Origin of the sequence: Dyadobacter fanqingshengii (assembly GCF_023822005.2) — a bacterium.
GTDB lineage: Bacteria > Bacteroidota > Bacteroidia > Cytophagales > Spirosomataceae > Dyadobacter > Dyadobacter fanqingshengii.
In genome coordinates, this window is sequence record NZ_CP098806.1 from 5,670,415 (window position 1) to 5,692,797 (window position 22,383).

Genomic DNA, 22,383 nt, shown 5'->3' on the forward strand with positions numbered 1-22,383 from the left:
ATCAGAAAGTCTGAAATTTTGGCATTAAAAAAGGGGAAAGCGAAATTTTCAGGACAAAATGTCCATTATATTCAAAGATTCGTCTGCGTTTTCAGCAGGTCTTCCAGTGTTTCACGTCTTCTGATCAGCTTTGCCTCGGCTTGATCAACCAGCACTTCTGCGGGTCTAAGGCGTGCATTGTAATTGGAGCTCATGGTCAGGCCGTAAGCACCGGCATTTAAAAACGCAAGCAGGTCGCCGGCTTTCACTTTTGGCAAAGTGCGATCTGTTGCAAAAGTGTCCGTTTCGCAGATATAACCAACCACATTATAAGTTTTGGGTTCACCGGAAGGGTTGGAGACATTTAAAATGTGATGGTAAGATCCATACATCATCGGACGGATCAAATGATTCAACCCCGAATTTACATGAACAAAATTCCGCGCCGGATCTTCCTTCACTACGGTTGCATTCACCAGCAAATAACCGGACTCGCTCACCAGAAACTTGCCCGGCTCAAACCATAACTGCAATTCTCTTCCGTATTCGCTACAAAACTTTTTGAAACGCTCGGAAATTTTTCGTCCCAGCAAATCCATATCCGTGATCTCGTCTCCCGGCAAGTAGGAAACCTTAAAACCACCTCCTAAATCTACTATTTCAAGATCCGGGAAATGCTTTGCTGCTTCGAAAAGAATGTCTGCCACTTTCAGGAACGGCTCGGCATCCTTAATGTCCGATCCCGTATGCTGGTGCAAACCGATAATTTTAATGTCGTATTTTTTTACAACTTCAAGGATCTGTTCCAATAACAAGACGGAGATGCCGAACTTGGAATCAGCATGTGCGGTCATGATTTTGGCATTGCCGCCTGCTGCTACATTGGGTTTTATTCTGATCAGGCAGGGCTTGGTGTTCCCGTAAGTCTGGCCAAACCATTCCAGCAACGGAATGCTATCCACATTAACGATCGCGCCCGCATCTACGGCCTCCCGAACTTCTTCGAAAGGAACGCCGCTGGGTGTGAATGTGATCTGATTTGCCGAATAACCTGCTATTAAACCCATTTCCAGCTCACCCGGAGACACAACGTCCAATTCCACGCCGATTTCCCGCATCAACCGCAAAATGGACAAATTTGTATTCGCCTTACAAGCATATTTGATCTTCATATTAATGCCTGGAAACGCGTGTTGCAATTCCTGCACTTTGCGTCGGATCGTCGCGCCGTCGTAAACGTAGAGCGGGCTGCCGAAGGTTTCAGTTAACTGGTGCGGATCAATGTTTTGAATCGAATATGTATTTTGAGCGGAAAGTTGCATGGAGCAATTTAATGGAATGACGAAAGAAGATTTATGGTGTTTTTGAAAGGGCCTACTGGCAATATTTATCCAGGTAAACGGCCATTTCCTGTTGAAGCAGCTGCGCTTCTTGTTTTGCTTTTTGTGCAAAATCAACACCGTTTCCAGCGTAAATAATGCTGCGGGATGCATTTACAAGGAGTCCGCAATGTTTGTTCATGCCAAATCGGGAAAGTTCTTCAAGATTCCCGCCCTGTGCACCAACGCCGGGAACCAGCAGAAAATGATCCGGGATAATAGTTCTTATCTTTTCAAATTCTGCGGCTTGCGTAGCGCCTACCACATACATCATGCGGTCCGGGCCTGCCCAGATTTGCGAAGTTTTGAGCACATGCTCATATAAAGGCTTGCCGTCCACTTCCAGGCGCTGAAAATCACCACTGCCCGGATTGGATGTCAATGCGAGCAGAATAACCCATTTATTTTCAAATTCCAGGAAAGGGGTTACCGAATCGCTTCCCATATAAGGTGCGACCGTAACGGCGTCAAAATCAAGGCCGGAAGCCGATGGATCAAAAAATGTTCTGGCGTAAAGGCCGGATGTGTTCCCAATGTCGCCGCGTTTGGCATCCGCGATTGTAAAATGGCTTTTAGGAATGTATTCAATGGTTTTTTGCAAACTTTCCCAACCTCTTACTCCCGATGCTTCATAAAATGCAATGTTTGGCTTGTAGGAAACACAAAAATCCGCAGTGGCGTCGATGATCTGTTTGTTAAACTCAAATACAGGATCGGCTGCTTTGTTCAGATGCGCAGGGATTTTCCTGATATCTGTGTCAAGCCCTATACATAAATAGGATTTTTTCTGGGAAATTTGTTCAAACAGCGCTTCGTACGTCATGATTTCGGAAATAATGCGCCGAAATTACAACCTCTATCAATAGATTCATAAATTTGTGACAAGATTAAGGCTTACCATTACCAACCAACAGAAATAATATTTTATGCAGATTCGCGAAACTTCCATTGCCGGATTAGTTGAACTTACCCCACGTGTTTTTCATGACGATCGTGGAATGTTTTTTGAATCTTATAATGAGCAGATCTTTAAGCAGTTGGGCTTGCCGACTAATTTTGTGCAAGACAATCAGTCATTCTCAAAAAAAGGGGTGGTAAGAGGTTTGCATTTTCAAAAGGCGCCCTTCGCACAAGGCAAGCTTGTGAGGGTTATTTCCGGTAAGGTTTTAGACGTTGCCGTTGATATCCGTCCCGAGTCACCAACATTTGGAAAACATGAAATTTTCGAACTAAGCAGCGAGAAAAACAACATTGCTTACGTTCCGGAAGGTTTTGCACATGGTTTTGTTGCTTTGGAAGATTCTATTTTCTCTTACAAATGCACGAACATCTACAATAAGGAATCTGAATCCGGGATTTTATGGAATGATGAGGATCTGGCGATCAACTGGGGAATTGAAAATGCAAACGTTTCGGATAAGGATCAAATCCTTCCAACGTTCCGCTCGCTGTTTGGCGATCTGATAAAGATCTGATCCATTCAAAAGCGGATATCTTATTTTTCAAATAGTTCTTCCAGCGCCTTGGAAGCTACTTTTTTTGCGGAATTTGGATTTTGGCCGGTAATTAACCTTTCATCCATTTCAATGAACTCCATAAAAGGAATCATTGATTTGGTATAATGTGCGCCGCGCTCTTTCAGTTTGTCTTCCAGATAAAACGGCACTTCGCTTACAAAGCTCATGAGGGCTTCTTCTACATTGGAAAAGCCGGTGACGTATTTGTCCTGGATCAGATAGGAACCGTCGGAAAGTTTTACATTCAGCAGGCCGCAAACGCCGTGACACACCGCGGAGACCATTCCATTGCGCTCGTATATATTTCTAACAATGTCTTGCAACACGGTGTTTTCGGCTAAGTCCCACATGGCCCCGTGCCCGCCAGCGAAGTAAATGAGGCGGTAGTCGCTAGGGTCAATTTGAATAGGGGACAGGGAGTTGTCTAGTTTTGCCCGGAACGAAGCGTCTTCCCAGTATTTTGCATTGCATTCATCTTTCAATTCAAGACTGCGCTCGTCAATCGGAATCTTGCCGCCGAGCGGGCTGACAATGTCCATCAGAACCCTGCGTTTAGCCATCACATCATAAAAATACGTCAGTTCACTCAGCCATAAACCTGTTTTCCCGCCTTTGGTGGGGAATGCGTCATGATTGGTGCAAACGATAAGGACTTTCATAAGATCTTCCGAAGTTACTGGCTGAAAGATAAATAAAATCAAATGAGATTCCAGCTGAAAAACAGAATGACATGCACCGTAATGCATGTCATCTTTCAAGAGCTGCGATATGAAGAAGGGTTTTAATTCAATAATTGGTTTTTGTATGCAAATGCAACTGCTGCTGCTGTGCTTTTGGTGCCGGTTTTTTCTAAAACGCGTAACCTGTGACCTTCCACTGTCCGCACACTGATGAAAAGCTTATCGCTGATCTCAGCCGTTGAGAAGCCGTCGCATATCAATTGAAGGACTTCTTTTTCTCTCGAAGAAAGGGCAACATTGCAGGCATTTGGGAAGAATGGATGCTTATTAACCTGCCGTGTGACCATTTTCCGATGCATGGCTTTGGAGACGAAGTCGTTATAATAAAAACCTTCCTCATCCACCCGGCGAATTGCTTTTTCAACTTCGTCGGGACTTGTATCTTTTAATAAATAACCCTGAACCCCTTTTTCCAGCATGTGAATGACGAAACGATCCTCATTATACATCGAAACCACGATCACTTTAATGTTGGGAAATCGTTCAAATGCAGCTTCCGTGGCCTGAATGCCATCCATAACCGGCATTTGCAAGTCCATAAAGACGATATCAGGCGTGTTGGCGGGCAAACGGTCTAGTAATTCCTGGCCATTGGCCGCTTCCAGTATAAATTCGAAATCGGGAATGCCGCTCAGCATAGAGATAAATCCCTTTCTGAACAATTCGTGATCATCGGCAATTCCCAGTTTTAAGGTTTTCATATTGATTTAAATGTTCACGCGCTCACGACGAAATGGATGCAAAGGTTCCGGTTTGCTGTCTGAAACCGGTATCATAGGGATCTGTGCAAATGCACTAGCGCCGCCTTTTTCGGGTTTTTCGTATTGAACTGTTCCGTTAACAATTGCCAGGCGGCTTTCAATTCCCAGTAAACCCAATCCGGCGAGGTTGCTTTCTTTAATTTTTTCGGGATCGAACCCTACACCGTTATCGGTCACTTTCAGGCCGATCATCTGGTCATTGATTTCCAGCCTGATGTCAATTTTCGAGCAGCTGGCATGCTTGATCGCATTATTGACCAGCTCTTGCATAATGCGGTAAAGCGTAAGTTCGAGTTTCTGGCCCTGACGCGGAAAGTCGTCCGTGTTAGCCTGAAACGTAATTGCGAGGTTATTATCCTCTTCTAATTTATGGATAAATTCTTCAATTGCCTCCATCAGACCAAACCTTTCCAATGTTGTTGGCACCAGATCGCGCGTGATGCGCCTTACATGCAGGATCGTTTCTTCAACAAGCGTCTGCGATTTCTTCATGATCTGATCTTCCTTCTCATTCCCGCTGTTGCCGACCATTTTACTAAGCTGGTTGAGACTCAACTTCGTGAGAGACAGCATTGTGCCGATATCATCGTGCAAATCCTGCGCAATACGGCGCCTTTCCGTTTCTTCCGAATTTAAGGCCGTGTCCAGCAAAAGCCGATTGTAATTTTTTTCAATGTCGCTGATCCGCTTTTCTTCCTCGAAGCGCCTTTTTTGATAGTACATTACAAATGAGATCATGCAAAATGCCATGGTCAACATTGCCAGTGAGGCAATGAGTAAAGCCCATTTCAACTCTTCACTGTTTTGCATAATCGGCCGCCGAAAAATGATAAATACCAACGCTAAAAAACAACGCGCACACTATTTCAAAAATGGTGGGAATGGTTTCGGTGATACCCATGTCAACCGAGTGATTCCAAGTGGCTGTATAATGTAAGACCGGGGCAATAAATATAAAACTCGAATAATATAAGAGTAATCCTGAACACACCCAGAAAAACGGGAAAGTCAGCAGATTGGGGATTTGTAACGACTTAATGATTTCGTAGAAGAACAGCAAGATCAATGTAATAATTAAAACTCCTTCGACTGTTTTTGCAAATAAAACCGCGCGATGGTTGTGGAGGTCAGTGATTTCTGAATTTGAATTAAATACATCCCATGCTGTAAAAGCAAAAAAACCAACTATGGAAGCCAATAGTCCTTTCTTCAATGAAGACGAGTCAAACTTAAAGTAAAACATTCCTCCTAAAAACGCATAGTTGACTGGAATAGCCAGGTTGAAATATAGTATGTTATTTTCATGATTAGCAGCTGAACACAACATTGCAATATCAATTAACAGCTTGATAATCAAATAAAAAAGTAACAATTTAAATGAAGGGTCTATATAAGCTTTACGAAGAATAATTAAAATTAGAGGTATCAGGGTAATGAATACTGCAATACTTGGCAACGGATTTCTGAAACAATATGAAATATAGATTTCAAGCATATAGTGTGTATATTATTACTGCTTAACATTGATGCGGGCAAAGCGGCCCACCTGTCATTGCTTCTTTTTTAGCAGGCATGTCCTTCATTCCGCCTAACCGGGCAGTTTTTGTAAGGTCGTTGCCGTAAGCATCAACGGGGATGAGCACGAGTCTGGAAGTTGGTCTTTTCGATCCAATGCCCAAGCCGGATTTTTGGTCCACTACATTCTCTTCTTCCTCTGTAATGCCATAGTATACCCGGAATCCCACGCAGGTTTCGCCATGAATACTCATTAATTCGTTGAATGTATGTATTCCGAAGAACTCGGCTTTTACATAGTTTTCGCCACGAAGCGTGATCTCCTGCTCCCTTTTCTGGAAAGGTTCTGTAATTCTTAATGCTTGTTCGGCTGAGATCAGCTGTCCTTCTTTACCTGTAAATTTCCGTGAATCCATAAACTGTATTAGAGAATTTAAAAATTTCTTGATATACGTAAATGTAACCTTCGCCAGCCTTAACACCAAGCCGTTTTGATTGTATTGAGTTAACGGTTTTTTGGTAAAGTATTGCATATCAGATGTTTCTAAAATGGTCTCGGGCTTAAAACACGTAATTCTACCTATTACATTGGGGATTATTACCAAGGTGTCAAAAGCCGGTTACGCATTTTACAAATCAGGGGTTATGACGCTAAAAAGAAAGTGCTTGGCAGGCGACATTTGTAAAGCGTTATGGGAGAAATGTTTAGAGCAATTTCTCGCAAAGATTAAGGGTTAGGTTAACATTCGAAAGCCGTGAGGGACATCCATCACGGCTTTTTTGATATCTTGGAAGTCTTAATCATCATCCCTTTCATAATAATGAAACCCACGATTAATATTGAATACTGCCCTAAATGTGGCTGGCTGCTGCGATCCGCTTGGATGGCGCAGGAATTACTTACCACATTTACTGATGATTTATATGCCGTTCAACTCATCCCATCGGAGGTTGCCGGACGATACATCATCAGTATGGGCGACCTTGTTTTATGGGATCGAAAGCGGGAAGGGCACTTTCCGGAACCAAAGGAAATCAAAAAACTGGTCCGTGATCAGATCGATCCGGAGCGAAGTCTCGGCCATTCTGATAGGTAATTGCTGGAATCATCGCATAGTAGGACAATATGTCGCCCTATGGGGAGTGGTTACTGCAATTTTGGCATTAGGCTATTCCCTGTTTAATTGGGATAATTTGGTGCTTTTCGAGAAAAGTAGTGCTTTAAATATTGCAAGGGGCTATTACGCGAACATCCTGAGACAATATATTTTCGAATTTTAACCAAAAAATAATCTTTGGCACGTAGTTTTTCGTTAATGTATAAAACTTGTGAATCTTAAACGCGATAGCTATGGAAAGCAAACTGAAAATACCCCAGGAGATGTTGATGAATATTGATTTTATCAACACGATCAATGGTGGAATGAGTGAGCCCGCTATAAAGCTTGATAGAGGATCGGACGGTTTTGAAGTTGTTGTGAAGGTTCCAGGCATCGAGGTTGAAGATCTTCAATTGGAAGTAGTAAAAGGAAAAAAGAATACTAATAATCTCAAACTATTTCACTTGTTGCCCATATTTTCTCAGGAAAATTTGTCCGATGAAGAGCAGTGGCGAACAGTACGTTTCATCAATACATTCGTTATTCCCGACGGGGTTGACGTTGAAAATATAACAGCAAAATATGACGATACTTTGCGACATCTGGTCCTTTTTCTTCCTTATGGGGACGAACAAGGTGATTACCACAGAAAGGTAAATATAGAACGCTGGTAACAGCGATTTTGCATTAAATAAAGTCACCCGGTAGTTACAACTATCGGGTTTTTTTATGTGTCGTGTAGTAAATTGCATGGCAAAAAGCCACGTTACCATGCGTTGAAGCTTACTAATGAAGCACATGGAACTTGGTTTATTTAAAATTGTACACTTCCAATAGATAATATTAACATAGAGTAAACATTTCAGTTTTTAGTAAAAAAAGGGGTTCCATATCTGTATCTTAGCAACCATATTTTATATATTACTCCTCCAATCTCAACGTTATGAAAAAATCAAATATCTTCGCTTACATTGAGCTCACGAAACTTGTAGAAGAACTTAAGGTTTCGAATGCGTCCGGCCAGCTCAAACAAAAGTTAAAATCACAATCGGCATATTTCAACATTATAGAGCCGCGGTATTTCTCGGATAGCCTGATCAATGAGTGGGAGGGGATCCTCAGCCTGATCAAGCAGAAAGGTGTGAAAGTGAACGACGAAGGCAAAGTTGTTTCCAATGCTGTCAGCAACACAATCGACCAGTTATCGGATAGAGAATGCGAAGTCCTGGTGCATAAGGTTTACTCTTTATATGATCAGGTGAAGCAGGAATTTCAGTAGCAATAAATCAAACAAAAAAACGGCTCCTGGTTTCCCAAGAGCCGTTTTTGTATTGGCTGATATAATTAGTTTACAGTTCCGCCGTTCCAGACTTCTTTTCCGGGTTGCACAAAGGCAAGGCTTCCGTCCCGGTCTTCTGCCATCAGGATCATTCCGTGACTTTCCAGTCCCATCATCTTCCGCGGAGCAAGATTTGCCAGATACAACACTTTCTTACCAATCACTTCTTCTGCAGAAAAATGCTCTGATATCCCGCTGAGCACCGTCCGCTGCTCAATGCCGATGTTTACAAGCAATTTGAGTAACTTTTTACTCTTGGGAACATTCTCCGCCGCAACAATTGTTGCCACGCGAATATCCATTTTTCCAAAATCATCATACTGGATTTCCGGTTTGATCGCCGTAACTGTTTTTCCTTCCAGCTCATTCATTCGTTTTGCGTCGTGCAGTTTTTGGATCTGTTGTTCAATCACGTGGTCTTCAATCTTTTCAAATAACAATTTTGCTTCCAAAACCGGTTGTCCGGGAGAAAGGAGGTCTTGATTTCCAGCGTGTTCCCAGGTAATATTCGTCATGCCAAGCTGTTCCTGGATCTTCGCGGCCGTGAAAGGAAGCACAGGCTCCGAGACAATGGACAATGTCGCCGAAATTTGTAAAGCAATGTTCAAAATGGTGTTAACCCGCTCAGGATCAGTTTTGATTGCATGCCACGGCTGCGTCTCTGCGAGATATTTATTGCCTGATCTGGCCAGATCCATGATTAAAGTAAGCGCTTCCCGGAACCGGTAAGTTTCCAATGATTCAGCGATACGCGCCGGGAATTCCGCCAGGTCTTTCAGTGCAATTTCGTCTATTTCCTGCAAAGCTCCTCTTGCAGGCACTTTGCTTTCGCAAAATTTCTGGGTCAGGACAATGGCGCGGTTGATGAAATTGCCGTAAATCCCAACCAGCTCGCTATTATTTCTGGTCTGGAAATCCTTCCATGTAAATTCGCTGTCTTTGGTTTCAGGCGCGTTGGCCGTTAGTACATAACGCAGCACATCCTGCTTATTGGGAAGTTCATCAAGATATTCATGAAGCCATACGGCCCAATTTCTGGAAGTGGAAATTTTATCGCCTTCCAGGTTCATAAACTCGTTTGCAGGCACATTATCAGGCAAAATATAGTTGCCCTCTGCCATTAGCATGGCAGGGAAAATGATGCAATGAAAAACAATGTTATCTTTTCCGATAAAATGGACGAGCTTGGTTTCTTCACCCGGAGCAGTGGGCTGCCACCATTTTTTCCAGCCTTCATCCGTTCCATTCTTTTGGATCAACCAATCTTTTGTGGCAGAAATATAGCCGATAGGCGCTTCAAACCACACATATAAAACTTTTCCTTCCGTATCAGGAAGCGGCACACTAATTCCCCAGTCAAGGTCGCGGGTCATGGCGCGCGGCTTTAAGCCGTCTTTTAACCATGATTGACATTGCCCGAAAACATTGGTTTTCCACTCAGTATGGCTGTTAATGTAATTTTCAATATCAGGCTGCATGGTGTCCAGTGGCAGATACCAGTTTTTGGTCGCCTTCAAAATAGGTTTTGCACCGGAAAGCATGGATCGCGGATCTTTCAGTTCCAGGGGACTCAATGTTGAACCGCAACGCTCGCACTGGTCGCCGTACGCATTTGGATTTGCACAAACCGGACAAGTCCCGACAATGTATCGGTCGGCCAGGAATTGCTCCGCCGTTTCATCAAAATACTGCTCAGTGGTTTCCTCAACAAAGACATGCTTATCGTAAAGATCCTTAAAAATTTCCTGAGAGGTTTCGTGATGAACCGCTTTGCTGGTCCTTGAATAAATATCGAACGAAATGCCCAGATCTTTGAAAGCAGCATCGATTTGCGCGTAATATTTATCAACGACCTGCTGCGGTGTCAACCCCTCTTTTTTGGCACGAATGGTGATGGGGACGCCATGCTCATCGGTTCCGCTGATGAAGGCAACTTCTTTCCCTTTGGAGCGCAGGTAACGAACGTATATATCTGCCGGTATGTAACATCCAGCCAAATGACCAATATGAATGGGGCCATTGGCATAGATCAGCGCGGCGGTAACAGTATATCGTTTTGGATCGGGAATGGGCATCTTGGTAATTCGGGTAATATAAAAAAGGTTTAAAACGTAAAATTAGCAAAAAGGCCTTCAGTCACGCCGTCGATGGATGAAAATCATAATCTCTCGTTAAAACTGCTGGATTGTTTTGTCCGTACTTTTTTATTGAGAACTTTGGCAATGACTATTTGTTTTTAACACATGAAAGTTCTCATTACAGGTGCGACGGGTTTGGTTGGAAGTGCGACTGCAAAGAAGTTTCTTTCTGAAAATCATGAGGTTTTTGCATTAGTGCGGCCTGGTTCTGATCGCAGCCTTCTTGCGGACCATGTGTCAAAAATACATTGGATAGAGGGTGATATACTGGATATCAGCTCTTTGGAAAAAGCAGTGGAAAATATGGATATGGTTGTTCATACGGCCGCAGTAGTTTCTTTTATTCCGAAGGAGCGGAAAGCCATGTACAAGGTGAATGTGGAAGGAACTGCGAATGTTGTGAATGTGTGTCTCAAATATCATGTTGGTAAACTTTGCCACGTGAGCAGCATTGCGGCAATTGGTCGCCCGGATGCCCGAAAAGCCATTCCCGGGAAGAATGTGATCCTGGATGAAAATCATCGATGGGAAGATTCTCCCGAAAATTCTGAATATGCCAAAACAAAGCATTTAGGAGAGCTGGAAGTCTGGCGCGGGATCGCGGAAGGGCTTAATGCAGTGATTGTTAATCCTACACTGATCCTGGGTGAAGGAGACTGGAGCAAAAGCAGTACGCAGATATTTGGCTACGTTTTCAAGGAAAAACCTTTTTATACAGAAGGCATTGCAAATTATGTAGACGTAAAGGATGTCGCAGACATTGTATTTCAGCTTTTGTTATCGGATATCTCGGGAGAAAGATTTCTGTTGAATGCGGGGAGCATTTCCTATCAGAATTTGTTCAATACTATCGCGGATGCCATGCATAAAAAGCGGCCATCATTTAAAGTTGGCGCCGGACTGGCGGGAATTATTTGGCGGTTCGAAGCGGTAAGGACGTGGTTGCTGGGAACAAAACCTTTGATTACCAAGGAAACGGCCAAGTCTGCGGCCAGAAAGGTGAGTTATGACAACGGAAAGATCAGGAAAGCATTGGGTTTTCAGTTTCAGCCCATTGAACGAACGGTTGCCAGAGTAAGTGAAAGTTTGCTCGGCAAGATTTGAATAACGATTATTTATTTTATAACTTTCTCTAATTAATTAGTGGTGCGTTAGCCCTCAAATCTAACCTGACAGTTCGTATGATGGAGAAAAATTTTGGGGAAAGAAAGGATTATATGAAAGAAACATTGCTCAGGTTTGAAAGAATGCTTAAAACAAGTGAGCCGGTTTTTTTTGATTTGGATACTTATGAAAAAGTAACGGTTCACTACATTGAAGAAGGAGATTGGGATAAGGCTTATAAAGCGTGTGAGTTAGGTTTGTCGGACTATCCTTATTCGCTGGACCTTTTACTTAATATGGTGCAGCTTCATGCCAACCGCGGCGAACATGAGCTCGCGCAGGAAATTCTCGAAAGGGCTTCACTTTTCCATCCCGGCGACATTGAAATTTCTTTCATGCAGGTTGCCATTTCCAATATGATCGGTGAATTTGAAGAAGCCATCGAGGTTTTGGAAAATTTATTGCAGCGTGTTGAAGATCAGGATGAAATATATTTTCAAATAGGACAGACTTACCAGAATTGGGGGAAATATGATGATGCGATCAAGTTTTATAAAAAGTCGCTTCGGAATAACCTGAATAATGAAAGTGCATTATATGAACTCGCACATTGCCTGGATCTGGTAGGGCAGCTGGAAAGCCATCTGGACTACTATAATGAACTCGTTGACCGCGATCCGTTTTCGCATCATGCCTGGTATAATCTCGGCATCGCATTCAGTAAACTGGAACGTTACGAGGACGCGGTGAATGCTTACGAGTATGCAACATTGGTGAAGGAAGATTTCGCTTCTGCGTTTTTCCAGCTGGGTAATTCGTACATGAACCTTGAAAAGTACGAGGATGCGAAAGAGCAATATCTGAAAGCAATTGAGCTGGAAGGCGAACAGCCGGAAACTTGCTGCTGCCTGGGCACTTGCTATGAGAAGCTGGGCGAATTTGAAACAGCAATTAAATATTATCGTCAGACCGTTAAGCTGGACAAGCAATGGGATGATGGCTGGTATGGGTTGGGGATTTGTTTCAGTGAGCTTGGGCGGTGGTATGAGGCTGTTGGATTTTTGCGTAAAGCAATACAAATCACAGAGTTAAACCCGGATTACTGGCTCGCGCTGGCTGAAACCGAATTCAAAGTTGGTAACGTCATTTCAGCGTTTGAAGCATTTGAAAAAGCAGCCGAAATTGAGCCGTCCAATCCGGATATCTGGCTAAAATGGTCTCATGTGTTATTTGAACAAGGCAATTACGTTCGCGCTTGTGATCTTTTGCAGGCTGCTATTGATGAAATGCCTGAGGAAGCGGATCTATATTACCGCATGGCCGTTTATCAGATCCATGCAGGCACATATCGCGAAGCATTACTGAACCTGGAAACGGGCTTAACCTTGGATTACGACGCTCACATACAGCTTTTCGACTTTTTCCCTGATCTGGAAAAACAGAAAGCATTGTTCAGGATCATAGAACAATACAGAGAAAAATAATTAGCGTAGATTTTCATATAAATCTACAAGCTGACGAGCAATATTTTCGCCCGAAAACTGACTGATATGTTGTTTTCCGGCTTCTACGAGACGTTTTCTTAGAGCGGCATCAGTGATCAGTTTGTTAAGCTGATGGCTGATGTCTTCTTTTTGATAAGGATCTGCATACAATCCTCCGGGGCCGCCGGCTTCTTCGAGGCACGAACCTTTCGCTGCCAAAACGGGTGTTCCGCTGTGTAATGCTTCCAGAATGGGAATGCCAAAACCTTCGTAAATGGAGATGTATGCAAATATTTCAGCTTCCTGGTAAAGCGCAGGCAAATGTGCCGTAGGAACATCCCGGAGGATTTTTACCTTAGTTTCCAGATTATATTTTTTAATGTATTCCAAAATTTTGGGCGTATAACGCGTAGGTTTCCCCACCAGAATAAGCTGAAAATCATTGCTGGCAACATTAGCAAATGCCTCTACTAACCTGTGCTGATTTTTGCGCTCTTCCAATGTTCCTACGCACAAAATGTATGGTCCCTGAATGTCATAAATGCGCCTTATTTCTTCCTTTTGGCTATGCGCAATTTGGCGTTTAAAAATCGGATTGCAATCCTGATAAACAACCTGGATTTTTTGACTATCCACATGATAAAGCGCTACCAAATCGCGTTTGGTCTGCTCACTAATGGCAATAATTGAATCTGCCCGGCGGCATGCAGACTGGAATTTATTTCTGTAAATCAACCGGTCGATAGGCTTGAACAAATGCGGCAGTCGTTCGAAAATTAAATCATGAATGGTCACCACAGACTTAATTCCAGCTTTTTGCAAACCCTGCGGAAGTTCGTTGCTTAGTCCATGAAACACATCAATGCCATCAGCCTTTAATTGGTGGGTTATAGAAGCATATCGCCAGTAAGCGGATAGTTTCTTGTCCAGGAAAGTTTGCGGAAGGCGGATGTTATCTCCCGGAAATTCGGTAAAAAGTTCTGCCTTGTTTTTGGGCGCGTAGGCGAGGTAAGTTTGGGTTTTTTCGTTTGTCAGGAGCGCATCGAGTACAAAGCGGCTGTAATTTCCAAGTCCGGTTTTATTGGCAAAAGCTCTCTTAGCATCAAATCCGATACGCATAACTGGTGCTTTTCAAGGGTTTCAGAGCAAAAGTCTGTAATTTTGTGGATACCACCGAAAATTATTGGTGTCTATTTTGTGTTCAAAAGGAATGAAGAGAGATAACGTCCGTAAACAGGGTAACCCCAAATCCACCACGCTACCAATCACAGAAGATTACCATTTACATACGCTTGCTAACGGAATCCGCATTGCTCACAAGCAGGTTCCTTATACGCAAATCGCGCATTGCGGCATCATGCTCGATATTGGAAGTCGTGATGAATTGCCGCATCAGCAAGGTCTTGCCCATTTCTGGGAACATATGGCCTTTAAAGGAACAGAAAAGCGCAGTTCTTACCACATTATCAACAGATTGGAGAATGTAGGCGGCGAGCTGAATGCTTACACGACCAAAGAAAAAATCTGTTTTCACGCCTCGGTCCTGGACGATCATTTCGACAAGGCAATGGACTTACTTGCGGACATTACCTTTCATTCTGTTTTCCCTGAAAAGCAGATCGAGCGCGAGCGGAATGTGATTTTGGAGGAAATGTCCATGTATATTGATTCTCCCGAGGACGCCATTCAGGACGATTTTGACCAACTTATTTTCCCCAACCATGCTTTGGGAAATAACATATTAGGCGTCGCTGAGACAGTCAATTCCTTTGGTAAAGAGGATTTAATGAAATTCATCAATGACAACATTGACACAGAAAACATTGTTGTTTCATCTGTAAGCCGATTGCCTTTTTCAAAAGTGATCCGTGTTGCAGAGAAATATTTGGGCAACGTTCCGCATCGTAAAACTTCCAGGATCAGGCAGGCGCCGTTGGCGTATGTTCCTGTGAGTCAGCAAAAAGAGCGCTCGATTTCACAGGCGCAATGTGCGATGGGTCAGCCGGCTTATCCGTTGCTCGACGACAGAAGGTTATCCTTTTTTATGCTGGTCAACTTGCTTGGCGGGCCTGGAATGAATTCCAGGTTTAACCTGTCGCTGCGTGAAAAATATGGTTTTGTTTATTCTATTGAGGGAAATTATACGCCTTATCTGGACACAGGTTTTATGGGCATTTTCTTCGGAACCGAGCAAAAACAATTAACCAAAAGCATTTCCCTGATCCATAAAGAGCTGAAAAGAATACGTGAAGTGCCTTTGTCCGTGCTGCAACTGCATCAAACCAAGGTGCAGCTCATGGGGCAGCTGGCTATGTCTGAGGAAAGTAACATGAGCTTTATGCTGATGATGGCCAAAAGTCTGCTTGACACAGGCCGTGTGGATTCACTTCCGGAAATCTTTACGGAAATCGAACAGATCACCGCATTGCAGTTACAGGAAATTGCGCAGGAAATGTTCAAAGAGGAGAATTTCAGTTATCTGACTTTTCTTCCCGAAGATTAGGACAAAAAACTGTTTCCCTCAACATGATACGCCGTAGCTGCCTCCTTTGGATTGTTTGCACACTATTAATCGCTTGCGACCGCAAGCAAACCGACGAGCAACCAGGGGAATTTCCAGAAGAGCTGGTCAGTTTCGAAGCACATTCAGGCAATCCACTTTTTGAAGGAACAGGTGATTCCACAACCTGGGACGAAAAGATCCGTGAGCGGGGTTATATTCTGAAAGAAGACAGCACTTATTATTTGTGGTACACCGGCTACACCAAAGCCACGGGCGATTCCATCAAATACCTGGGATTAGCCAGTTCAAACGACGGCATTACATGGAAGCGATCAGGCCAAAAGCCCATTCATTCGTCATTATGGATTGAAGATATCTGCGTCCTAAAATCTGACAGCACTTATTATATGTTTGCCGAAAGTCGCGGCGATACAGCCCATTTGCTGACATCTTCTGACAAGATCAACTGGAAAGACAATGGCGCATTGGATGTTCGCCTTAAAAATGGACAGCCGCTAGGGAAGGGGCCTTATGGCACGCCCGCTGTATGGAAAGAGAATGGGACCTGGTATCTTTTTTACGAGCGCAATGATGCGGCCGTCTGGCTCGCGACTTCCACTGATTTGAAGATCTGGACTAATGTGCAGGACGAACCCGTGCTCAAAACCGGTCCTGAAAAATATGACCAGTTTGCGGTTGCGTTTAACCAGATCATCAAGTATAATGGCCTTTATTACGCCTATTACCACGCATCGGCTTTCAAAGACTGGCGGGAATGGACAATGAATGTTGCAGTTTCAAAGGATCTTGTGCATTGGAAAAAATACGCAAAAAATCCCATCATGGGCAGTGATAAATCAAGCGGAATACTGGTGAATGACGGTAGCAAATTCCGGCTTTACACTATGCATCCCGAAGTCAATGTTTATTTCCCTAAACAGTCTGCGAAATAAAACATTAAGCAAGTGCAACCTGCTTTTCTTCTGCCCGATAATATAATGTTGAGGAGTTTTCCGGCCTTAAAATCGATTTGGCTGCTTCGTGGATGTCGTTAGAAGTAAGGTTTCGGATGATTTCTGCGTCCTCGTTCGCCCAATCCACATTACCGGCATTGGCTGCGAAAGCCAGGTTCATGGCGCGATTCAGCAACTCAACTTCGGAGAAAGCCAGCGAAGCCTCCGACTGGTTTTTGACCTTGTTCACTTCGTCATCATTAGCACCGTTTGCAACCATTTCGCTCAATATTTCGCCCACAGCTGCGTCTGCTTCTTCGAGGCTGACATTGGGATTTAAATTTCCTTTTATCAAAAGCAGGCCGGGATCAAGGGACGAAGTAACACTGGCGCTTATGCTATTAAAAATAGACCTTTCTTTCAAAAGACTCTGGTACAAACGCGAGGATTTCCCACGACCAAGAATGTCACTCAGCAAATCGGTTGCATAAAAGCCCTTTTCATATCTGCCCGGCATGTGAAACACTTTTATCAACGAATTTAAAGGCACTGCTGCGGAAGTTTCCAAATGCCGCGCTTCAATTTGCGCAGGCTCTTTTGGAACATTACGCACATAAGGCGCTCCTGCAGGAATATCACCAAACCATTTCTTTGCCATTTCACGAACCTGGGCAGTCTTAATTGCTCCTGCAACCACCATTACCGCATTATTGGGCCTGTAAAAACGGAAGAAGAAGTTTTGGACGTCTTCCATAGTTGCCCTTTCGATATGGTCAATGTCCTTCCCGATCGTGGCCCAGCGATAGGGATGTTGCCTGTAAGCCAATGGTCTTAATTTCAGCCACATATCGCCATAAGGCTGGTTCAGATAACGCTGTTTGAACTCCTCAATCACCACTTTTCGCTGCACTTCCAGCACATTGGGGTCAAAAGAAAGGCTCATCATCCTATCCGATTCCAGCCAAAAAGCCGTTTCTATATTATCTGCGGGTAATGTAATGTAGTAATTGGTGATGTCCGGGGAAGTGAAAGCATTGTTTTCTCCACCCACATTCTGGACGGGAATATCGTAGTTGGGAATGTTTTTGGAGCCGCCAAACATCAGGTGCTCAAACAAATGGGCAAACCCGGTGCGCTCTTCATCTTCATCCCGCGAACCCACATTATATAAGATGTTTACGGCAGCCATTGGTGTTGAAAAATCTTCATGAACAAAAACCTTCAAGCCATTATCCAGGGTAAACTGCTCGTAACGAATCATAATATCAGTGAGTAAAATAATTTTTTTGATCAAAACCGCCCAAATAAAACTTTGGAACCGAAACCCGCAATGTTGTTTTTGGGTTATTAACAAAGCTAATGTTCAGGTGCGGTTCCACCAAACCATTTTGAGTTTATAGTAAATGCCATGCAAGATACGCTTCGATTCCTTTTCTTTTTTACACTCTTATTTTCCTCGCTTCCGGCCCCTGCGCAACTTTTGAATGATCGGGCGTCATTAAAAAACGTTCAGAACAGTTTGGACAAAATATATAATTACGAGTTTGACGAGGCTCAGGTTTTCATGGACCAGGTTGATAAAAAGTATCCTAATCACCCCGTTTCACACATTCTGGATTCATTTGTTCTTTTCTGGAAATACTTACCCATTAAGGATAATCCTGCCAAATCGAAAGAGTATATCCATAAGCTGGATCTATGTCTGGATGCCATTAATAAGAAATATGGTAAGAATAGCCTCGATCCGGAGGCCGTTTTTTATACCATGGTGGCACGCGGTTACATGGCCATGATGTACAATTACAAAGGCGAAATGATGAATGCGGCAGGGGAGGGCAAAAAAGCGTATAATGCATTCGTCGAGGGCCTGAAACTAATTAATAAGAACCCCGAATTTTACTTCACTTCGGGCATGTACAACTATTACGTTGAAGTGTATCCCGAAGAACATTCGATTGTAAAACCGCTCATGTTGTTTTTTAAAAGCGGGGATAAGGCGTTGGGTTTAAAGCAAATAGATAATGCTACGAAAGTGGGGACAATCACCCGCGCAGAAGCGAATTTTTACATTTCGCACATTTATCTTAAATACGAATCCAAGCCTGAAAAAGCAGTTTTTTATACGGACAGGCTAATAGATTTGTATCCCAAAAATCCGCTATTTCTTATGAAAAACATCGAGTCCTTGCTGTTATCTGGAAAATATGAACAAGCCGGAAAGGAGCTTATGGCTTTAAAAAAGGTCAATCATGGCTTTTATCCTGTTGCCTGGCGGACATTTCAAGGCCTTATGGACGAGAAACACGAGAAAAACGACGCTTCCGCGCAACGGGAGTATCTTCTTGCGTTGAAAACGCCGCATGACGATCAATACACTAAAGAATATCATGCAATGGCCTACGCCGGACTGGCCAGGATTTCTGCACGCGCCGGTAACAAGGGAAAAGCCAGGGATTATTATAAAAAATGTCTCGGGAAAGCGGAGTACAGATCCGTGATTAAGGAGGCCAAAGCCTTTAAATGAACTGGTTATTTTGGGAAAAGGCTCTTGTCTAGTCCGGGAATAATTTTCAGTGCATTTTTGTAATAAAGCTTTTTCAAAACCTCATCAGAAAGGCCCATTCCATACATTCTCCAAAATGCGTGGTATTTTTTGTGGTAAGGAAAATATTCATCTTCCGTTTCCAAAACCCTGAAATAGGTCGCATATTCCGCAGGCACCCAGCTATCTTTTCCAAATAAAACCCGGTCCTGATATTTATCGAAAAACTGCTTTGCTGCTCTCGGCTGGCGGCCCAGTTCTGCGATTACTGCTCCAATTTCCACATACATATTTGGGAAAACGACCATTAAGCTGTCCAGTTTTTTTAAATTATTGGGATACCAGCCCATATGCGCGTTAATGAATGTTGTTTTTGGATTGCTGCGGAAAATGTGATGTTGCTCCGCGATTAAGGAGTCGAAAGGAACGGGATCTTTTGCGCCTCTCCTCCGGTTAGGATGCGTTTTTAATTCGAGCCAGCGTTCATTATAACGGTCCATCGGATCCCAGAATGACGGCACATCGGCAGTGTGGATCAAAACCGGAATTCCCAGTTCACCACATTTCTGCCATACAGGCTGCAAACGCGGATCGCTAACCGCAACACGGTTTCCTTTGTCGTCCTTGATGCCGCTAAAACCCAGGCTTTTGTATATTTTAAGCCCTTTCGCACCCATTTTTACATCTGCTTCCAATTGTGCCACCGCCTTTGCAGACCAGTCTTTCTCACCAAAACCTTTGAATTGAAGATTTGTAAATATGGCAATGCGTTTCGGCTGGTTCTTCGCCACATTTTCCAGTGACCCTTTCAAGGTAGCCGTTCCTTCCTCCCATTCCTGTGACCATCCCCGACCACTCAAATTGACCATTATCCCCATATTCAGCGCATCCATTTGCTGCGTCAGCGCTTTCAGATCCTGGGTCTGCATCTGATATTGATGATTGTGGACGTCAATAAAAGGAAACTTAGCCCTCTTGGTAATGTGTTCCTCAACTTTCAAAGTCGAAACCGGATCGTACTCCTCGAAACCAAGCGGTTGTGTGAGCTGTCCGCCTTCCTGTGCGCAAGCGATAAAGGTAAAACCAATGGTAATGGTGAGGGCAAGAAGAATTTTTTTCATGAAGGCGTTTTTCAGGGGTTTTGGTTTAATGATCCTGATTTACAGGAAAAATATTGGGTAAATATATCAATGCTATGCAGTGGGCGGCAATTCCTTCTTCACGGCCCACAAATCCCAGATGTTCGGAAGTGGTTGCTTTTATGGAAATGTCTTGTTCAGGAATATTTGTAACCGACGAGAGGCAGGCCTTCATATCAGGAATGTGCGGATTTAGTTTTGGGTTTTGTAAAACGATTGTAACATCAACATTGCCCACTTCGAAACCTTTCTCACGGATCATTTCCAGCACTTTTGCCAATAAAATTTTGCTATCGACGCCTTTCCATTGCGGGTCTTTGTCTGAGAAATGATAACCTATGTTTCGCATGTTCGCGGCACCCAGCAGCGCGTCGCACATTACGTGGCAAACTACATCGGCATCGGAATGGCCTTTTGCACCGTGAGAATGCGGGATCAAAATCCCTCCAAGCCAAAAAGGCCTGCCTTCTACCAACTGATGCACATCATAACCCTGACCAACGCGAAACGGAAACATGTATTTATTTTAAGATTGAGGAACGTAGTAATTTGGCGTTTTAGTGGAGCAGTTATCTGGCTTTTAGAATGTTTACATCTTGCCGCAACAAAACCATTTCGTCGTGCATTTTGGCGAATTGTTTGTCCGTCCGGTCAAAGCCATTTACCATTGCTTCTAACAGACTGGCAAACATTTGTTTCGTTGCCATGTTTTCTTTCAGATATACCACATCTTCCTTTAAGACTGCGACATCTTCCTTCAAGACAGCCACATCGCTCTTTAAGACTGCGACATCTTCCTTCAAGACTGCCACATCGCTCTTTAAGACTGCGACATCTTCCTTCAAGACTGCCACATCTCCCTTCAAGATTTTACTATCACCCTTCAAGGCCTCGATGTCAGTCGAGTTCTTTCTAACTACCTTAGTCAGATCGGTCATGCTTTGTAGAAGAACGGTTTGCCCGTATTTCAGTTCAGACTGCCCAACTTCCAGTCTGTCCAAACGAATCAGGTTTTCTGACATTAACTCTTCGAGGGTACTAATTCTTTCTCTGTCTTTCATAAATTGTATAATGTGTTTTTTTCCAAATATAAACAAACAAGCCGGAAGATCACGACGTGACTTCCGGCTTGTTTTATGAATGTTGTCAGACTATTTAACCTGCTGTATTTCTGTTTTCAGTTTCTGGATTTGCTCTTCCTGATTAACCGCTTTGAAATAATAATACAGCCCGGCGATCAGGAAAATTTTTGATAAAATAAATACAGCTATGAATGCCGGACGCCAAAATTTGTGGACCTTAATGTGCGTATCATTAACCTCAACATCCAGAAACCTGGTATTTTGATCTTCCTCTGCTGCCTTCTTTTTAAATGTATGCTTCTCTTTGCGGAAGTTTTCCTGAGTGCTTCTTAAATGAATGATTTCGCGTAATGCAGGTGGAGGTGTAACCGCTGAACCATTGAAATAGCGGGTTATATCCGACTCAATATCAACCAGATGCTCCTTGATTTCCTGATTTTCTTCCACCATTTGTTTTACGAGTTCTTTCTCTTCTTCATCGGACAACCCCAACAAATGCGCCTCTAAAATGCCGCTCTCAATAAAATCCTGTGTTTCCACTATATGCCTCGATTGTTACGCGTTACGGTATAATTTAAAATATTCATGAAAAGAACGAAGAACCTCGGATTTAGATATATTCAATTTACCGGCCACTTCTTCCGGTGTGAAGCCCTGGCAGAAAGACAGGTCAAAAATTTTCTCCGGTGTTGCGTCCGACGCATTGGTAGGATCCGCCACCGGCGCAATGGCCATTAACTTCCGTTTGGCTTCCACGGCTTTTGCCCTTGCCAACTTTATAATGCAAGCAGCGAAGCTGAACGGGTAACTGTTGCAAGCCTGTAATTGCGGCGAAGAAAACACACTAACCAACACTTCCTGAGCCAGATGAACCTGCGGCAAAATTTGTAGAATTATACCGTACGCCATTGCTCCGTATTTATCATAAACTTCCAAAGAAGTCATATTACCATTCGCTTTGGTAACTCCGTTTTTGATTGGCTCTAATTCACTCATACATTAGTAACGTATCATTATTTTGCAAAGAAAACCACCAGTAATTACGTTGTGGCAGGTCCTGCGTGCTATTTCCGGAAATAGCCAGGGTAAGTATAGTAAATTTAATAGA

The 22,383-nt window shown here is 43.3% G+C and carries 24 protein-coding genes; 9 read left to right on the forward strand and 15 right to left on the reverse strand.

The window, feature by feature from the left end:
• Window positions 1–71 precede the first annotated feature (71 nt).
• Window positions 72–1,301, reverse strand: a complete 1,230-nt coding sequence (gene lysA / locus NFI81_RS23710) for a diaminopimelate decarboxylase (RefSeq protein WP_234615963.1) — start codon at window positions 1,299–1,301, stop codon at window positions 72–74.
• A gap of 52 nt (window positions 1,302–1,353) precedes the next feature.
• Window positions 1,354–2,181: an orotidine-5'-phosphate decarboxylase gene (gene pyrF, locus NFI81_RS23715; RefSeq protein ID WP_234615964.1), complete on the reverse strand. Its 828-nt coding sequence runs from the start codon at window positions 2,179–2,181 to the stop codon at window positions 1,354–1,356.
• A gap of 103 nt (window positions 2,182–2,284) precedes the next feature.
• On the opposite strand from pyrF, the gene rfbC reads away from it, so the two are divergent.
• Window positions 2,285–2,833, forward strand: a complete 549-nt coding sequence (gene rfbC, locus NFI81_RS23720; protein WP_234615965.1) for a dTDP-4-dehydrorhamnose 3,5-epimerase — start codon at window positions 2,285–2,287, stop codon at window positions 2,831–2,833.
• Between the two features lie 20 nt (window positions 2,834–2,853).
• Here the strand turns inward: rfbC and NFI81_RS23725 are convergent, their stop codons facing one another.
• The 5 genes from NFI81_RS23725 to NFI81_RS23745 all read right to left on the reverse strand — a co-directional run bounded on the left by NFI81_RS23725 (window position 2,854) and on the right by NFI81_RS23745 (window position 6,307).
• Window positions 2,854–3,534: a type 1 glutamine amidotransferase domain-containing protein gene (locus NFI81_RS23725; protein ID WP_234615966.1), complete on the reverse strand. Its 681-nt coding sequence runs from the start codon at window positions 3,532–3,534 to the stop codon at window positions 2,854–2,856.
• A 122-nt stretch (window positions 3,535–3,656) separates the two neighbouring features.
• Window positions 3,657–4,316: a response regulator transcription factor gene (locus NFI81_RS23730; protein ID WP_234615967.1), complete on the reverse strand. Its 660-nt coding sequence runs from the start codon at window positions 4,314–4,316 to the stop codon at window positions 3,657–3,659.
• Window positions 4,317–4,322: 6 nt separating this feature from the next.
• Entirely contained in the window at window positions 4,323–5,186 is an 864-nt protein-coding gene (locus NFI81_RS23735) for a sensor histidine kinase (protein WP_234615968.1), read from the reverse strand.
• A complete protein-coding gene (locus tag NFI81_RS23740) occupies window positions 5,173–5,871 on the reverse strand; it encodes a hypothetical protein (protein WP_234615969.1) in 699 nt (232 codons plus the stop codon). The genes NFI81_RS23735 and NFI81_RS23740 overlap by 14 nt, the downstream gene beginning before the upstream one ends.
• 22 nt (window positions 5,872–5,893) lie before the next feature.
• On the reverse strand, window positions 5,894–6,307 hold the full coding sequence (locus tag NFI81_RS23745) for a hypothetical protein (RefSeq protein ID WP_234615970.1): 414 nt from the start codon (window positions 6,305–6,307) through the stop codon (window positions 5,894–5,896).
• A 405-nt stretch (window positions 6,308–6,712) separates the two neighbouring features.
• On the opposite strand from NFI81_RS23745, the gene NFI81_RS23750 reads away from it, so the two are divergent.
• The 3 genes from NFI81_RS23750 (at window position 6,713) to NFI81_RS23760 (ending at window position 8,270) form a co-directional block, all read left to right on the forward strand.
• A complete protein-coding gene (locus tag NFI81_RS23750) occupies window positions 6,713–6,988 on the forward strand; it encodes an Rdx family protein (RefSeq protein WP_234615971.1) in 276 nt (91 codons plus the stop codon).
• A gap of 254 nt (window positions 6,989–7,242) precedes the next feature.
• Window positions 7,243–7,665 (forward strand): Hsp20/alpha crystallin family protein, encoded by a 423-nt coding sequence (locus tag NFI81_RS23755; RefSeq protein ID WP_234615972.1) that lies wholly within the window; start codon window positions 7,243–7,245, stop codon window positions 7,663–7,665.
• A 269-nt stretch (window positions 7,666–7,934) separates the two neighbouring features.
• Window positions 7,935–8,270 (forward strand): hypothetical protein, encoded by a 336-nt coding sequence (locus NFI81_RS23760; protein ID WP_234615973.1) that lies wholly within the window; start codon window positions 7,935–7,937, stop codon window positions 8,268–8,270.
• Between the two features lie 65 nt (window positions 8,271–8,335).
• On the opposite strand, the gene metG is transcribed toward NFI81_RS23760, so the two are convergent.
• Window positions 8,336–10,405, reverse strand: coding sequence for a methionine--tRNA ligase (gene metG / locus NFI81_RS23765; RefSeq protein WP_234615974.1), 2,070 nt, complete (start codon window positions 10,403–10,405; stop codon window positions 8,336–8,338).
• Window positions 10,406–10,573: 168 nt separating this feature from the next.
• On the opposite strand from metG, the gene NFI81_RS23770 reads away from it, so the two are divergent.
• Window positions 10,574–11,572: an SDR family NAD(P)-dependent oxidoreductase gene (locus NFI81_RS23770; protein WP_234615975.1), complete on the forward strand. Its 999-nt coding sequence runs from the start codon at window positions 10,574–10,576 to the stop codon at window positions 11,570–11,572.
• A 77-nt stretch (window positions 11,573–11,649) separates the two neighbouring features.
• Window positions 11,650–13,056 carry a tetratricopeptide repeat protein gene (locus NFI81_RS23775; protein WP_234615976.1) on the forward strand — a complete coding sequence of 469 codons (1,407 nt, stop codon included), beginning with the start codon at window positions 11,650–11,652 and terminating at the stop codon, window positions 13,054–13,056.
• Here the strand turns inward: NFI81_RS23775 and NFI81_RS23780 are convergent, their stop codons facing one another.
• The gene (locus tag NFI81_RS23780) at window positions 13,057–14,175 is read right to left on the reverse strand and encodes a glycosyltransferase family 4 protein (protein WP_234615977.1); all 1,119 of its coding nucleotides are present in this window, start codon (window positions 14,173–14,175) and stop codon (window positions 13,057–13,059) included.
• A gap of 91 nt (window positions 14,176–14,266) precedes the next feature.
• Between NFI81_RS23780 and NFI81_RS23785 the strand changes: the two genes are divergently transcribed.
• A complete protein-coding gene (locus tag NFI81_RS23785; protein WP_234615978.1) occupies window positions 14,267–15,559 on the forward strand; it encodes a M16 family metallopeptidase in 1,293 nt (430 codons plus the stop codon).
• A 23-nt stretch (window positions 15,560–15,582) separates the two neighbouring features.
• On the forward strand, window positions 15,583–16,512 hold the full coding sequence (locus NFI81_RS23790; protein WP_234615979.1) for a glycoside hydrolase family protein: 930 nt from the start codon (window positions 15,583–15,585) through the stop codon (window positions 16,510–16,512).
• A gap of 4 nt (window positions 16,513–16,516) precedes the next feature.
• Here the strand turns inward: NFI81_RS23790 and NFI81_RS23795 are convergent, their stop codons facing one another.
• A complete protein-coding gene (locus NFI81_RS23795) occupies window positions 16,517–17,773 on the reverse strand; it encodes a M16 family metallopeptidase (RefSeq protein WP_234615980.1) in 1,257 nt (418 codons plus the stop codon).
• A gap of 147 nt (window positions 17,774–17,920) precedes the next feature.
• Between NFI81_RS23795 and NFI81_RS23800 the strand changes: the two genes are divergently transcribed.
• Window positions 17,921–19,036, forward strand: a complete 1,116-nt coding sequence (locus NFI81_RS23800; protein WP_234615981.1) for a tetratricopeptide repeat protein — start codon at window positions 17,921–17,923, stop codon at window positions 19,034–19,036.
• 5 nt (window positions 19,037–19,041) lie between these two features.
• Here the strand turns inward: NFI81_RS23800 and NFI81_RS23805 are convergent, their stop codons facing one another.
• The 5 genes from NFI81_RS23805 to NFI81_RS23825 form a co-directional block, all read right to left on the reverse strand.
• Window positions 19,042–20,175, reverse strand: a complete 1,134-nt coding sequence (locus NFI81_RS23805; protein ID WP_234615982.1) for an amidohydrolase family protein — start codon at window positions 20,173–20,175, stop codon at window positions 19,042–19,044.
• A 25-nt stretch (window positions 20,176–20,200) separates the two neighbouring features.
• Window positions 20,201–20,710, reverse strand: coding sequence for a 2-C-methyl-D-erythritol 2,4-cyclodiphosphate synthase (ispF, locus tag NFI81_RS23810; protein ID WP_234615983.1), 510 nt, complete (start codon window positions 20,708–20,710; stop codon window positions 20,201–20,203).
• A gap of 52 nt (window positions 20,711–20,762) precedes the next feature.
• Window positions 20,763–21,254, reverse strand: a complete 492-nt coding sequence (locus NFI81_RS23815; protein WP_234615984.1) for a hypothetical protein — start codon at window positions 21,252–21,254, stop codon at window positions 20,763–20,765.
• A gap of 90 nt (window positions 21,255–21,344) precedes the next feature.
• Window positions 21,345–21,815 carry a hypothetical protein gene (locus NFI81_RS23820; RefSeq protein WP_234615985.1) on the reverse strand — a complete coding sequence of 157 codons (471 nt, stop codon included), beginning with the start codon at window positions 21,813–21,815 and terminating at the stop codon, window positions 21,345–21,347.
• A gap of 15 nt (window positions 21,816–21,830) precedes the next feature.
• Window positions 21,831–22,271 (reverse strand): hypothetical protein, encoded by a 441-nt coding sequence (locus NFI81_RS23825; protein WP_234615986.1) that lies wholly within the window; start codon window positions 22,269–22,271, stop codon window positions 21,831–21,833.
• Window positions 22,272–22,383: the final 112 nt, after the last annotated feature.

Bases quoted from the DNA above. Each gene is read 5' to 3' on its own strand.
- lysA (WP_234615963.1), bottom strand. From the start codon at position 1,301: ATGCAACTTTCCGCTCAAAATACATATTCGATTCAAAACATTGATCCG.
- pyrF (WP_234615964.1), bottom strand. From the start codon at position 2,181: ATGACGTACGAAGCGCTGTTTGAACAAATTTCCCAGAAAAAATCCTAT.
- rfbC (WP_234615965.1), top strand. From the start codon at position 2,285: ATGCAGATTCGCGAAACTTCCATTGCCGGATTAGTTGAACTTACCCCA.
- NFI81_RS23725 (WP_234615966.1), bottom strand. From the start codon at position 3,534: ATGAAAGTCCTTATCGTTTGCACCAATCATGACGCATTCCCCACCAAA.
- NFI81_RS23730 (WP_234615967.1), bottom strand. From the start codon at position 4,316: ATGAAAACCTTAAAACTGGGAATTGCCGATGATCACGAATTGTTCAGA.
- NFI81_RS23735 (WP_234615968.1), bottom strand. From the start codon at position 5,186: ATGCAAAACAGTGAAGAGTTGAAATGGGCTTTACTCATTGCCTCACTG.
- NFI81_RS23740 (WP_234615969.1), bottom strand. From the start codon at position 5,871: ATGCTTGAAATCTATATTTCATATTGTTTCAGAAATCCGTTGCCAAGT.
- NFI81_RS23745 (WP_234615970.1), bottom strand. From the start codon at position 6,307: ATGGATTCACGGAAATTTACAGGTAAAGAAGGACAGCTGATCTCAGCC.
- NFI81_RS23750 (WP_234615971.1), top strand. From the start codon at position 6,713: ATGAAACCCACGATTAATATTGAATACTGCCCTAAATGTGGCTGGCTG.
- NFI81_RS23755 (WP_234615972.1), top strand. From the start codon at position 7,243: ATGGAAAGCAAACTGAAAATACCCCAGGAGATGTTGATGAATATTGAT.
- NFI81_RS23760 (WP_234615973.1), top strand. From the start codon at position 7,935: ATGAAAAAATCAAATATCTTCGCTTACATTGAGCTCACGAAACTTGTA.
- metG (WP_234615974.1), bottom strand. From the start codon at position 10,405: ATGCCCATTCCCGATCCAAAACGATATACTGTTACCGCCGCGCTGATC.
- NFI81_RS23770 (WP_234615975.1), top strand. From the start codon at position 10,574: ATGAAAGTTCTCATTACAGGTGCGACGGGTTTGGTTGGAAGTGCGACT.
- NFI81_RS23775 (WP_234615976.1), top strand. From the start codon at position 11,650: ATGATGGAGAAAAATTTTGGGGAAAGAAAGGATTATATGAAAGAAACA.
- NFI81_RS23780 (WP_234615977.1), bottom strand. From the start codon at position 14,175: ATGCGTATCGGATTTGATGCTAAGAGAGCTTTTGCCAATAAAACCGGA.
- NFI81_RS23785 (WP_234615978.1), top strand. From the start codon at position 14,267: ATGAAGAGAGATAACGTCCGTAAACAGGGTAACCCCAAATCCACCACG.
- NFI81_RS23790 (WP_234615979.1), top strand. From the start codon at position 15,583: ATGATACGCCGTAGCTGCCTCCTTTGGATTGTTTGCACACTATTAATC.
- NFI81_RS23795 (WP_234615980.1), bottom strand. From the start codon at position 17,773: ATGATTCGTTACGAGCAGTTTACCCTGGATAATGGCTTGAAGGTTTTT.
- NFI81_RS23800 (WP_234615981.1), top strand. From the start codon at position 17,921: ATGCAAGATACGCTTCGATTCCTTTTCTTTTTTACACTCTTATTTTCC.
- NFI81_RS23805 (WP_234615982.1), bottom strand. From the start codon at position 20,175: ATGAAAAAAATTCTTCTTGCCCTCACCATTACCATTGGTTTTACCTTT.
- ispF (WP_234615983.1), bottom strand. From the start codon at position 20,710: ATGTTTCCGTTTCGCGTTGGTCAGGGTTATGATGTGCATCAGTTGGTA.
- NFI81_RS23815 (WP_234615984.1), bottom strand. From the start codon at position 21,254: ATGAAAGACAGAGAAAGAATTAGTACCCTCGAAGAGTTAATGTCAGAA.
- NFI81_RS23825 (WP_234615986.1), bottom strand. From the start codon at position 22,271: ATGAGTGAATTAGAGCCAATCAAAAACGGAGTTACCAAAGCGAATGGT.